Source organism: Streptomyces sp. CLV115 (assembly GCF_038448545.1).
GTDB classification, from domain to species: domain Bacteria; phylum Actinomycetota; class Actinomycetes; order Streptomycetales; family Streptomycetaceae; genus Streptomyces; species Streptomyces sanglieri.
On record NZ_JBCEWQ010000209.1, the window covers coordinates 1 to 12,650 of the forward strand.

Consider the following 12,650-nt stretch of genomic DNA (forward strand, 5'->3'; position numbering starts at 1 on the left):
GTGACGACGGGGGTGGGCTGGGTCTCTTCGAGAAGGTCGATGACCTGGGTGCCGACCGTGCCGGGTCCGCCGTCGCGCGCCGGGGCCGCGTAGGGGTCGTACGCGTCGTACCCGGCCGGGGCCGGGCGGCCCGCGGTGGAGTTCCGCACGGCCTGGAGGAGCCCGGTGGCGCCGGGGTCGCCGGGGGCGGACCTGCCGCTCCACACGACGGGCGAGCGCCTGCCGCGGGCCGCTCCTGCGCCGCTCATGGCGGGGATCCTGGGCGCGCCGGCGGGGGCCAGACCGCGCAGCCGCGGGCGCTGGCCCGGTGCGAGCTGCACCCGGAAGCTGGCGTGGTTGACGATGACCTGCGCAGGGTCGCAGTCCACCTTGGTCATGCTCAGGGCGGGTTGTTCGTCGAACCGAGGCGTTCTGGTGTCCACACTCATCTAACCGAGTGATCTGTGTTTAGGACACTGCCTTGACGGGCCCGATGTGTCCGAGGCCCGTCAATGGGCCCCGGCGGGGGGAGGATCCACTCGGCCGCCCCCCGGCCGGGTGGACTTTCAGGCCCGGCGCCGCGCGACCTCGTACAGCACGATCCCGGCCGCGACACCCGCGTTCAGCGACTCCGCGCCGCCCGGCATCGAGATGCGGACCCGGTAGTCGCAGGTCTCGCCGACCAGACGGCCGAGGCCCTTGCCCTCGCTGCCGATGACGATGACGACGGGCCCGGCGAGCTCCGCCAGGTCCTCGACGGTGTGCTCGCCGTCGGCGGCCAGGCCGACGACCGTCAGGCCGGCCTTCTGGTAGCCCTCCAGCGCCCGGGTCAGGTTGGTCACCCGGGAGACCGGCGTACGGGCGGCCGTACCGGCCGAGGACTTCCAGGCGCCCGCCGTCATCCCGGCCGCACGCCGCTCGGGCACGACCACGCCGTGACCGCCGAACGCGGAGACGGAACGGACGATCGCACCCAGGTTGCGCGGGTCGGTGACGCCGTCGAGGGCCACGATCAGCGGGTCCTCGCCGTTGTCGTACGCGGCGGCGGTGAGGTCCTCGGGGTGCGCGTACTCGTACGGCGGGACCTGGAGGACGAGGCCCTGGTGGTTCAGGCCGTTCGTCATCCGGTCCAGCTCGGGGCGCGGGGCCTCCATCAGGTTGATGTTGCCGCGCGCGCCGGCCAGCTGGAGCGCCTCGCGGACCCGCTCGTCGTTGTCGATGTACTGCTGGACGTACAGGGTCGTCGCCGGGACGCCGTCGCGCAGGGCCTCGTAGACCGGGTTGCGGCCGACGACCATCTCGGACGTGCCCTTGACGCCGCCGCGCCGGGGGGCGGGGCGGCGGTTGGCGGCCTGCTTGGCCCTGGCGGTCGCGATGCGGTTCTTCTTGTGCTTCTTGCGGGCCTCGGCGGGCGGCGTCGGGCCCTTGCCTTCGAGGCCACGGCGCCGCTGCCCGCCGCTGCCGACCTGCATGCCCTTCTTGTTGGACGTGCGGCGGTTCCTGCGCTGGCTGTTCCCGGCCATGACCTACCTGTTTCGTTGCTTCTCAGACATGCGTACGTAAGTGAAGTGTGCCGCCCGGAACGCCGGGCGGCACATGGTGGGGACTACTGGCGCGGGCCGAGTGTCCACCGTGGTCCGGTGGGGCTGTCCTCGATGACGAGTCCGGACTGGTTGAGCTGGTCGCGGATGGCGTCGGCGGCGGGCCAGTCCTTGCGCTCGCGGGCCGACTGGCGCTGGTCGAGGACGAGGCGTACGAGCGTGTCGACGACCCCGTGCAGATCGTCGCCGCGGTCGCTCTCGCCCGCCCAGTGCTCGTCGAGCGGGTCGAGGCCGAGGACGCCGAGCATCGCGCGGACCTCGGCGAGCCGGGCGACGGCGGCTTCCTTGTCGTCGGCGGCCAGTGCGGAATTGCCCTGCCGGACCGTGGTGTGGACGATCGCGAGCGCCTGCGGGACGCCCAGGTCGTCGTCCATCGCCTCGGCGAAGGCCGGCGGCACCTCGGTGGCGGGCTCGACCGTCTCGCCCGCCTTCTCGGTGACGCGCTGGACGAAGCCCTCGATCCGCGCGAACGCCGACTCGGCCTCGCGCAGGGCCTCCTCGCTGTACTCGATCATCGACCGGTAGTGCGGGGTGCCGAGGTAGTAGCGCAGCACGATCGGACGCCACGCCTTGACCATCTCGCTGACCAGCACCGAGTTGCCCAGCGACTTCGACATCTTCTCGCCGGACATGGTGACCCAGCCGTTGTGCACCCAGTACTTCGCGAACTCGTCGCCGTACGCCTTGGCCTGGACGATCTCGTTCTCGTGGTGCGGGAAGATCAGGTCGATGCCGCCGCCGTGGATGTCGAAGGCGGTGCCGAGGTACTTGTGCGCCATGGCGGAGCACTCCAGGTGCCAGCCGGGGCGGCCGCGGCCCCACGGGGTCTCCCAGCTGGGCTCGCCCGGCCTGGTCGCCTTCCACATGGCGAAGTCGCGCTGGTCGCGCTTGCCGGTCTCGCCGTCGCCGGAGGGCTGGCGCAGATCGTCCAGGTCCTGGTTGGAGAGCTCCAGGTAGCCGGGGAACGAGCGCACGTCGAAGTACACATTGCCGTCGGCCGCGTAGGCGTGACCGCGTTCGATCAGGCCCCGCATCATCTCGATCATCTCGGGGACGTGGCCGGTGGCGCGGGGCTCGTAGGTGACCGGGAGGCAGCCGAGCGCGTCGTAGCCGGCGTTGAACGCCCGCTCGTTCTCGTAGCCGATGGCCCACCACGGGCGGCCCTGCTCCGCCGACTTCGCGATGATCTTGTCGTCGATGTCGGTGACGTTCCGGACGAAGGTGACGTCGTAGCCGCGGTACTGGAACCAGCGGCGCATGATGTCGAAGTTCAGCCCGGACCGGATGTGCCCGATGTGCGGGGCGGCCTGGACGGTCGCGCCACAGAGGTAGATCGAGACACAGCCCGCTGTGAGCGGTACGAAGTCACGGATCTGCCGGGCGCTGGTGTCGTACAGGCGAATAGTCACGCCTCAAGGGTAGTGGGCGCGCACCAGTGCCCCGCGACCCCTTGGGGATCGCGGGGACAACTTTGTTACAGCGGGGCGCTTCCGCCTGCGTCGAGGGGTCCTCCGAGGGGGTGTTTTCAGACGCGCCCGACGACCTTGCGCGGGGTGATCCGGACGACCACGCGCTCGGCGTCGTCGACGGAGGGGTTGAACTCCGCGAACTTCTTGCCGGTGTACTTCACGGACAGCTCGTCCATGAGCTCGTCGCCGCCCTCGGTGGTCAGGGTGGCGGTGCCGCGGATCTCGGCGTACGTGTACGGGGCGTCGAAGGGCTGCACGACGACGGAGACCCGCGGGTCACGGCGCAGGTTCTGCTCCTTGCGGCGGCCGACCGACGTAGAGACGAGCAGGTCGTCGCCGTCGCGCTTCACCCAGACCGGGGAGACCTGGGGGCTGCCGTCGGGCTGGACGGTGGCGACGGTGACGAAGACGGGGGTGTCGAGAAGCGCCTTGAGTTCTGCGGGGAGTGCGGCGGGCATGGCGTACGTCCTCCAGTGGGTTCGGTGGTGCCTCTACGAATCCCCAACCCCGGCCCGGCGCCACCGCTTCCCGTTCCCGCCCACCGGAAGGGTCAGGGCGAGCGCCGCACCCGCCAGCGGCACGGCGGCGAGCGCCGCCCACCGGACCGGGTCCGGCGCCTGGAGCAGTGCCCCGGTGGCGGCGCTGCCGCCGAGCACGGCGAGCCCGGAGACCGAGGAGAGCGCCCCGGTGGCAAGCCCGAGCCGCCGGTCGTCGACGAGATCCGGTACGAGGCCGCGCGCGGCCGGGACCAGCAGCATCTGGCCGAGGGTGAGCAGCACGACGAGGGCGGCGCCGGGCAGCAGTCCGGCGGGGCCGCCGGGGGCGAGCGGCACGGCGGCGAACCCGGCGGCGACGATCCCGAGGCCGGTGACGAGCGCGGTGCGCGGGGCGACGCGGCGGGCGGACCAGCGGGTCAGGGGGAGTTGGGCGCAGACGACGAGGAGCGAGGAGAGCGCGAACAGCCAGCCGAGGGCCGTCTGGCCGCCGGTGGCGTCCGCCACCTCGGCCGGCAGCGAGAGGTAGAGCTGGTTGTACGCGATCAGATAGCTGCTGTACGCGAGGCAGAGCAGGAGGAAGGGCCGGTTGCCGAACACCTCGCGAACGGACTGCCGGGGCTCGGCCGTCCGGGTGACGGGAGTCCGGCGCGGCATCAGCCGGGCGTGTCCGGCGAGCACCCCGGCGAAGACCAGCGCACCGGCCAGGCAGGCCGCCCGGAATCCGGCGCCGAGCAGCAGGAGCAGCGAACCGAGCAGCGGCCCGACGAAGGCGCCCGCCTGTCCGGCGGCGGAGAACACGGCCAGCACCTGGGCGCGCGGGGTTCCGGTGTCCCGCTCGTACCGGACGGACTCGCGGGCGGTCTCGGACTCCACGGCGGGCGAGAACAGCGCGGCAGCGAACCCGATGAGGACCACCGCGCCGATGACGCCCACGGTGGACCCGGCGAAGGCCAGCCACCCGAAGCCGGCGATCCGCAGGGCGCAGCCGACGAGGACGACGGGCCGGGGCCCGTACCGGTCGGTGAGGGCGCCGCCCACGACGAAGAGCCCCTGCTGGCTGAACGTACGCAGGCCGAGCACGAGCCCGACGAGCCATCCGGCCATGCCGAGGCCGGTGCCGAGATGGGTCGCGAGGTAGGGCAGCACGGCGTAGAAGCCGACGTTGAAGGCGAACTGGGTGGCGGTGAGGAGGCGCAGGTAGGGCGTGGTCCTCGTGGCGGCCCCGGGGGTGGCTGCGGCGGAGGTCACGGGGTCACCCCGGCCGGCGGCTTCGGCGGGGCTCACGGGGTCACCCCGGCCGGCGGCTTCGGCGGGGCTCACGGGGTCACCCCCGCCGGCGGCTTCGGCGGGGCTCACGGGGTCACCCCCGCCGGCGGCTTCGGCGGGGTGGTCCGGGGCCCCTCCGGGGCGTCTCCTCGGACGACGAACGTTCCGCGGGTACGCGGGAGAACCCGGGTACCCGTTCGTCGTCCTGCGGGGACTCCCCTGCACGGCCCCGGACCGGTCCGTCGTGCGTCCTCGGGCGTACGGGGGTGGTGGTGGGGCCGTGCCCAGAGGCGTTCCGTTGCGGTACGCGGTCCCGTCCCGGTACGCCCGCCCATGCCCGTCCCGGTACGCGGTTCCGCCCCGGTATGCCCGTTCAAGCCGCGCCTGCCCGGCCCCGGGCCCGTCCCCGTACCGCTGCCGCCGTGAGGACGGCCAGTGCGCCCAGGGCGGCGAGCGCGGCGGCGGGGGCCAGCACCGACCCGGGGGCCCGTTCCGCGTACGGCATGTTCTCCGAGAGCATCCGGCCCCACTCCGGCGCCGGTGCCTGGGCACCCAGGCCGAGGAAGCCGAGCGAGGCGAGGGCCAGCGCGATCGCCGGGATCCGCAGCACCGCGTGGCGCAGGACCGGGGGCACGACGGCGGGCAGCAGGTGGCGCCGGGCCAGGTGCCACCGCCCGGCGCCCATCGAACGGGCCGCCGCGATGTGCGGTGCGGCGCGCTCCTGCGCGTAGAGGGCCGAGGTGTGCGCGGCGAGCGGCGCCCAGGCGACGGCCGCCACGGCGACCGCGGCGCCCAGCGGGCCGGGGCCCGCGATGCCCGCGACGACCAGGCCGCACAGGATCGTCGGCAGCGCGTTCGCGGTCTCGGTGAGCGCTCCGGCCCGTACCGCTCCCAGGACCAGGCCGAGCAGCAGCGTCACGGCGGAGACGGCGATCGCGGTCAGCACCGTGCGGGCCGCTCCGTGGCCGAGGCGGGCCAGCACGTCACGGCCGAGCGAGTCCGTGCCGAAGGGATGCGCGGCGGACGGGCCGGCGAGGCGGGCCGCGGCGTCGACGTGCAACGGGTCGCGCAGCAGCCCGGCGACGGCCACGGCCACGAAGAGCGCGGCGAGCACCATCGCCCCGGCGGCGAGCAGCCGGCGGGCGGGCAGGACCGGGGGCACCAGGGCCGGGAGGGCCCCGTCGGACAGGGCGGGCCCGAGCAGGGCGCGGCCGGCCAGGCGGGCCGCGACGCCCGCGACGACGCCCAGGAGCAGCAGGAACAGTACGCACGCCTGGAGCACCGGGAGGTCCTGCGCGAGAGCCGCGGCCAGCGCCGTACCGCCGAGCCCCGGCACGGCGTACAGCGTCTCGACGGCGACGGCGCCGCCGGTGAGACCGACCACGACCAGGCCGAGCTGCGGCAGCAGTCCGGGCAGGGTGCGGCGCAGCGCGTGGGGCACGATGCGGCGTCCGGGCAGTCCGCCCGCGGCGGCGGCCCTCGCCCACGGTTCGGCGAACGCGGCGGGCAGCGCGTCGTCCAGCAGCCGGCCGAGCAGGGCGCCCGCCGGAACGCCCATGGCGAGCGCGGGCAGCACCGTCTGTGCGGGCGTCCCCCAGCCGAGCGCCGGGAGCCAGCCCAGCTGTACGGCGACGACGGCGGCCAGGACGGCGGCGAGCAGGAACTCCGGCAGCGCGGCGAGGACGGCGGCGCTCACCCCGGCCCGCGCGGTGACGATCCGGCGCCGCGCCCCGCGCCGCAGCGTGCCCGCGCAGAGCGCGGCGGCCAGCAGCAGCGCGACGGCGAGCGAGAGGCCCATCAGGGTCAGGGAGACGCCGAGCGCGGCCGTCACGTCGGGGGCGACGGGCTGTCCGGAGACCCAGGAGGTGCCGAGGTCGCCGTGGAGGAGCCCGCCCAGCCAGTCGCCGAGAACGTGCGCGGCCCCGCCGTCGAGCCCGGTCTCGGCACGGATCGCGTCGAGGGTCTCGGGGGTCGGCGGCCGGTCGGCGTAACGGGCGTGCAGGATCGTGAGCGCCGGGTCGGTCCGGGTGAGGGCGGGCAGCAGCCCGATGACGGCGAGGACCGCGAGGAGCGTGCCGAGCCGCCCCGCCAGGTGCTTCACCCGGTCACCCGACGCGAGTGTCGGCGGTGATCAGGGTGCGTTCCATCGGGTCGAGCGAGACTCCGTGGACGCGGCTGTCGTCGTACCCCTGGACGAAGCGTTCGTGGAGCAGCGGCACAAGGGCGTCGGTGCCGAGGATGCGGGCCTCGGCGTTCATCTCGGCGCGGTGGCGGGCGTCGGTGCCGGCGAGGCCGGCGGCCTTGTCCACGGCGGCGTCGGCCCGCTCGTCGCAGAGCTGGGAGATGTTGAAGCTGCCGTCGCAGGTGAAGTCGGACGCGAGGTAGGAGACCGGATCCGCGGTGTCCAGGAGGGTGTTGCGGGCCTGGATGAAGGCGTCGTACTTGCCGGCCAGCGCGTCGGCCTCCAGCTGGGCGTAGTCGCGCACGACCTGCTTGACGGTGAAGCCGCGGGCGGTGAGCTGCTGCTGGACGACGGTGGCGACCTCGGGCAGCTCCGGCCGGTTGGTGTACGTGGCGAGGACGATCTGCTTCGTCCTCGCGACCTCCGCCCTGCCGGCCGCCTTCGCCCGGTCCGTGGGGGCGGTGCGGCCGGCGGCGGCCCAGGGCACGCCGGGGCCGAGGAGGCCCTTCGCCGTGTCGGCGCGGCCCTCGTAGACGCCCTTGACCAGGGCGGCCGAGTCGATGGCCTCACGGGCGGCGGCGCGCATCGCCGGGTCGGCGAAGACGCCGTGCCGGGTGTTGAGGGAGAGGCCGTTGGTGCGGGCGGAGGGGAATTCGTGGACGAGCCCGTCGCCGAGGAGGGACGCCTGGGAGATGGGTACGTACTCGGCGACGTCGACGGTCTTCGTGCGCAGCGCGTTGGCGCGCGCGGTGCCGTCGGCGACGAACTTCACGTCGACACCGGGCGCCTTGGCCCTGGCGCCCCAGTAGCTGTCGTTGCGCCGGAGCGTCGCGCTGAGCGCGCCGTTCACCTTCGTCAGGGTGAAGGGGCCGGTGGCGTGCCCGGCGGGGTTCACCCTGCCGCCCTTGTACGCGCCCTCGGACAGGATCGTGAGCGACGGGTTGGCCAGCCGCTGGGGCAGCAGCGGGTCGGGGGTCCGGGTGGATATCCGTACGGTCCCGGCGTCCGGCGTGGTGACGTCGAGGCGGGTGTCGCTGAGGACCCGGGGCTTGGGGGACGCCTGCTCGGCGGCGCGCAGCGAGCGCGCGACATCGGCGGACCGGACCTTCCTGCCGTCCTGGAAGGCGGCGTCGCGCAGCGTGAAGGTCCAGGTGCGGTCGTCGTCGCGCTTCCAGGAGGTGGCGAGCGCGGGCTTGGCGTCGCCGTTCCTGTCGAGGGTGGTGAGGCCCTCGATGACGGCGAGGCGGCTGAGGGTGACGGCGTCGTCGCCGTACGGGGACATGGCCTGGGCGGGCGGGAAGGCCATGACGACCCGGAGCCGCTGCCCGTCCGCGGAGCCGCCCGGGCCGTCGGCGGACGAACAGGCGGTGGCGAGCGGTACGAGGAGGGCGGCCGCGGAGAGCGTCAGGGGCAGCGCGGGGCGACGGCGTCGGGACGAGGGCATGACAGTGACCTTATATGAAAACGATTGTCATCTAGCGGGCGGGGGTGGCGGGCACCGGCATCGGCAGTTCGAAGTGGACGATGCCCTGGCCGCCGCCCGGCAACGCACGCTCGTCGCACACCTCGTCCGCCAGCGACCGCCAGAACGGCTCGGCGCCCGGCACGGCCGGGTCGGTGTGCAGGTAGACCGCCTCGTACCCGTCGGCCGCCGCGACGAAGTCGCACAGCTCACGCACCAGCCGCCGGGCCAGCCCGCGCCTGCGGTGGCCGGGGGCGACATAGATCCGGCAGAGCTGGGCGGTGGTCCCGGACGGGAAGCGGTCCGCGACCCACCGCGGATTGGGCGGCGCCTGGGGCCCGCGGTCGCGCACCGCGCCGGTGGCGACGATCTCGCCCTCGTACTCGGCGACCAGCAGGGTGCAGCGGTCCGGGCGCAGATAGGCGGTCTCGGGATCGATGATGTCGGCGTGCCAGCGCGGTACGTAGCCGGACCGCAGGTCGCGGTAGACGGTGTCGAGCATCACGGCCCGCGCCCCGCCGAGGTCGGCGGGGGTGGCGGTGCGCAGTACGTATCCGCCGGATCCGGCCCGTACCGGCGCCACCGTCGTCGCGCTCATCCGTGAGCCCACCGTCCTCGTACGACACATCGCTTGCCGCACCAGCGTACGTGCAAGCGATGTGCAACAAGGCCGGGCCCCGGAGATCCCGGCAGGTCAGGGCCGGGTGCGGGTCAGCCGGTGCGGTGGACCAGCGCGGTCGCGATCCCGGCGATGCCCTCGCCCCGGCCGGTGAAGCCGAGACCGTCGGAGGTGGCCGCGGAGAGCGAGACGGGCGCCCCCACGGCGGCCGACAGCACCTTCTGCGCCTCGTCCCGCCGCTTGCCGATCTTCGGCCGTACGCCGACAACCTGGACGGCGACATTGCCGATCTCGAAGCCCTCGGCCCGCACGATCCGGGCCGCCTCGGTCAGCAGGGTCACCCCGGCGGCGCCGGACCACTCGGGCCGCCCGGTGCCGAAGTGCTGTCCGAGGTCGCCGAGCCCGGCGGCCGAGAAGAGCGCGTTGCACGCGGCGTGCGCGACGACATCGGCGTCCGAGTGCCCGGCGAGCCCGGGCCCCTCGCCCTCCCAGAGCAGCCCCGCGCACCACAGCTCACGGCCCTCCTCGAAGGCGTGGATGTCGGTGCCGATCCCGACCTGCGGGATCACCGGACCGGTGCGTTCCGCGGGAGCCGTCGTTTCCTCAGAAGCCATCGTTCGCCCTCCTGCGTGCGAGTACCGCCTCGGCCAGCACCAGATCCAGCGGCCGGGTCACCTTGAACGCCTCTTCGTGCCCGGGCACGACCACCACGGGCGCCCCGAGCTGCTCCACCATGCCCGCGTCGTCCGTGGCGCCCTCGCCGCTGACGGCGACGGCCCGGTGCGCCCGCACGAGCGTGTCGCGGTCGAAGCCCTGCGGGGTCTGCACGGCGCGCAGCCTGGCCCGCACGGGCGTGCCGAGCACCGGCTCCGGCTCCCCCGGCGCACCGGGCTCGACCTCCTTGACGGTGTCGGCCAGCGGCAGCGCGGGGACGACGGCGGGCGCCCCGTCCCGTACCGCCTCGATCACCGCGTCCACCGTGTCGACGGGCACCAGCGGGCGCGCCGCGTCGTGGACGAGGACGGCGGAGACGTCCTCGGGCAGCGCGTCGACGCCGAGCCGCACCGACTCCTGGCGGGTGTCGCCGCCAGGCACGACGAGGTAGTCGGTGCGCTCGGGCAGGGCGTGCTCGTCGAGCAGGTTCTTGACCTCGTGGGCGCCGTCCGGCGGCGCGACGACCACGACCAGGGAGACGGAACGGGACGCCGCCATGGCCCGTACCGCATGGATGAGCATGGGCGTACCGCCCAGCGCGCGGAGCGCCTTGGGGGCGCCGGGCCCGAGCCGTACGCCGCGGCCGGCAGCGGGAATCACGGCGGCCGTGCGGTACGGACGCGATTGATCAGACATCGATTGCACTCCGGGGCTTCGGCATGTTTGTTTCCACAGCCGACGTGGGTATGGCCACAAGCGAGCCGGGCGCCGTGCCCTGACTCGACGGGGCCCTTTCCGTGACACCCCGTCGAAGTCGGACAAGCCGCACCGGTGCTCGGGATCGGCTGCGCAAGATCGCGAGCAACGTATCGGGGGTATCACCGATGAAGCCAACGCGTCGGTGAGTCGGGACGCAATCCAGACAGGCTGCGCATTGTTTCCAGCCACGCCGTGGCTGAATACAGACATGCCGCGGCGCCCGACGACATACCGTGAATACGGTTGTCAGCGGGCACCGCGGCACATTGATTACGACCGGCGCGAGCCGGTTCAGGACGCGAGAACCTCGTCGAGCAGAGCCTCGGCCTTGTCTTCGTTCGTGTTCTCCGCGAGAGCGAGCTCGCTCACCAGAATCTGGCGAGCCTTGGCGAGCATGCGCTTCTCACCTGCGGAGAGTCCACGCTCGCGCTCACGACGCCACAGGTCGCGAACCACTTCGGCGACCTTGATGACATCGCCGGAGGCGAGCTTCTCGAGATTTGCCTTGTAGCGCCGGGACCAGTTCGTCGGCTCTTCGGCATACGGTGCACGAAGCACCTCGAAGACCCGGTCCAGCCCCTCCTGCCCGACCACGTCGCGCACACCCACGAACTCCGCATTGTCCGCCGGCACACGAACCGTCAAGTCGCCCTGGGCGACCTTGAGCACCAAGTAGGTCTTGTCCACGCCTTTGATCTGGCGAGTTTCGATAGCCTCGATCAGCGCGGCCCCGTGATGGGGATAGACCACGGTGTCGCCAACCTTGAACGTCATGTGACAGGTACCCCTTCCGTGGCTATCAAGAGTAACACGAGAACTGCTTCTCCTGAATGGCGTTTTCGCAGGTCAGGGCATATCTCGGGGCTTGACAACAGCAACACGCACGTGCTGCGGAAGGCTCACGGGGTGCGGAATTCGCAGGTCGGAGCCGTTGTGCGGGCAGGGCGAAACACACACGTCTCACACATCCGGACCACCCTCCAAAGGGGCCGAACGTCCCGTTTTGCCTGGTTCCGGATGCTGGAGTTTCCGTACTCCGTTCGGAGATCGATCACCCGTACGGAGGTAAGTGCCGTTGATCAATGGAATTGATCAACGGGCCCGCGCGATCGCTTATGGGCGCGGAATACGCCACGCTCCATGAATTGATCACCGGCGATATGTGAACGGCATGTGTCGGGCCGTTTCGGCAGCCGGCCGGGCCGCAAACCATTGCCGGGCGGGAGCCTCCGAAGGGCATGACCGCGGGAAGTCCCGGGAGCGGCCGGGAGGACCGAGATCACTCTCAGGGGCGGGTCGGGTGCGGAGCCGGACGGACGGCTCGGTAGCCTGAAGCCGCTGACACACCCTTAGGGCGGCTTTACGTCGCTCCCCACCCGTCCGCAGTCCGAACGTTCAAGGAGTTGCCGCCGCCGTGAGCCGCAGCCTTCGACACGGCGCTCTCGCCGCCACAGCCATCGTGTTCTCGATCGCCTCGCTCGCCGCGTGCGGCGCGGGCAATGACGCCGCGACGCTCAAGGTCAGGCCGGACAATGCTGCCACCTCCGTCGGTGACATCAGAATCCAGAACGCCAACATCGTCACCGAGCCCGAGCCCACCGCGACGGGCCCGGCGGTCGTCGTCGCGACGCTGTTCAACAACGGCACGAAGCCGCAGACCCTGGAAGCCGTCACGCTGCCCGGTTCGAGCACCTCGGTGCAGCTGCACGCCGCCGAGGGCGCCGGATCGGTCGTCGTCCCGGCCGGCGGCTCGGTGCTGCTGGGCGGCCCCGGCAATGCCTCCGCCGTGATCGAGGGCGGCGGCGAGGCCGCCAAGGCGGGCAATGTGCAGCGGGTCGTCTTCAAGTTCAGCGCGGCCGGCGAGATCCCGCTCGGCGCGGCCGTCGTGCCTGCGACGAGCTACTTCACGGGCTTCGGCCCGAGCGCGCTGCCCGAGACGCCGGCGAAGTCGCCGGAGACGAAGCCGACCGGTTCCGCCACCGCCGGGGCGGAGGGCGGTAACTCCGACGAGTCGGAGAGCGACACGGTCACCCCGACCGACTCCGCGTCCGCCTCCACGCAGGCCCGCTGACCCCGCACGCGGACAGCGGCCCGCGGGCGGACGGAGCGCCGCGCGAACCCGCGCCGAACGGCGGAGGGCGCCCCCTTTCGGGGGCGCCCTC

At 73.0% G+C, this 12,650-nt stretch carries 11 protein-coding genes and 1 pseudogene; 1 reads left to right on the forward strand and 11 read right to left on the reverse strand.

The window, feature by feature from the left end; genetic code table 11:
• From AADR41_RS38280 to AADR41_RS38330, 11 genes and pseudogenes are all read right to left on the reverse strand, one after another.
• Positions 1-428, reverse strand: a pseudogene (locus AADR41_RS38280) (hypothetical protein); the annotation flags it as partial.
• Between the two features lie 117 nt (positions 429-545).
• Positions 546-1,502 (reverse strand): 23S rRNA (guanosine(2251)-2'-O)-methyltransferase RlmB, encoded by a 957-nt coding sequence (rlmB, locus tag AADR41_RS38285; protein ID WP_342286792.1) that lies wholly within the window; start codon positions 1,500-1,502, stop codon positions 546-548.
• A gap of 83 nt (positions 1,503-1,585) precedes the next feature.
• Positions 1,586-2,989 carry a cysteine--tRNA ligase gene (gene cysS, locus AADR41_RS38290; protein ID WP_342286794.1) on the reverse strand — a complete coding sequence of 468 codons (1,404 nt, stop codon included), beginning with the start codon at positions 2,987-2,989 and terminating at the stop codon, positions 1,586-1,588.
• Between the two features lie 116 nt (positions 2,990-3,105).
• Complete coding sequence (locus AADR41_RS38295) at positions 3,106-3,507, reverse strand: PPOX class F420-dependent oxidoreductase (RefSeq protein ID WP_342286795.1); 402 nt, start codon at positions 3,505-3,507, stop codon at positions 3,106-3,108.
• A 33-nt stretch (positions 3,508-3,540) separates the two neighbouring features.
• The gene (locus tag AADR41_RS38300; protein WP_342286796.1) at positions 3,541-4,794 is read right to left on the reverse strand and encodes an MFS transporter; all 1,254 of its coding nucleotides are present in this window, start codon (positions 4,792-4,794) and stop codon (positions 3,541-3,543) included.
• 391 nt (positions 4,795-5,185) lie between these two features.
• Complete coding sequence (locus AADR41_RS38305; protein WP_342286797.1) at positions 5,186-6,913, reverse strand: ABC transporter permease subunit; 1,728 nt, start codon at positions 6,911-6,913, stop codon at positions 5,186-5,188.
• 4 nt (positions 6,914-6,917) lie between these two features.
• A complete protein-coding gene (locus AADR41_RS38310; protein ID WP_342286798.1) occupies positions 6,918-8,438 on the reverse strand; it encodes an ABC transporter substrate-binding protein in 1,521 nt (506 codons plus the stop codon).
• A 31-nt stretch (positions 8,439-8,469) separates the two neighbouring features.
• Complete coding sequence (locus tag AADR41_RS38315; protein ID WP_342286800.1) at positions 8,470-9,054, reverse strand: GNAT family N-acetyltransferase; 585 nt, start codon at positions 9,052-9,054, stop codon at positions 8,470-8,472.
• 113 nt (positions 9,055-9,167) lie between these two features.
• A complete protein-coding gene (gene ispF / locus AADR41_RS38320; RefSeq protein WP_342286801.1) occupies positions 9,168-9,689 on the reverse strand; it encodes a 2-C-methyl-D-erythritol 2,4-cyclodiphosphate synthase in 522 nt (173 codons plus the stop codon).
• Complete coding sequence (gene ispD / locus AADR41_RS38325) at positions 9,679-10,425, reverse strand: 2-C-methyl-D-erythritol 4-phosphate cytidylyltransferase (protein WP_342286802.1); 747 nt, start codon at positions 10,423-10,425, stop codon at positions 9,679-9,681. The genes ispF and ispD overlap by 11 nt, the downstream gene beginning before the upstream one ends.
• Before the next feature lie 354 nt (positions 10,426-10,779).
• On the reverse strand, positions 10,780-11,262 hold the full coding sequence (locus AADR41_RS38330) for a CarD family transcriptional regulator (protein WP_006380568.1): 483 nt from the start codon (positions 11,260-11,262) through the stop codon (positions 10,780-10,782).
• Between the two features lie 640 nt (positions 11,263-11,902).
• Here AADR41_RS38330 and AADR41_RS38335 point away from each other — a divergent pair.
• The gene (locus AADR41_RS38335) at positions 11,903-12,559 is read left to right on the forward strand and encodes a DUF461 domain-containing protein (RefSeq protein ID WP_342286803.1); all 657 of its coding nucleotides are present in this window, start codon (positions 11,903-11,905) and stop codon (positions 12,557-12,559) included.
• The last annotated feature ends 91 nt before the right edge of the window (positions 12,560-12,650 follow it).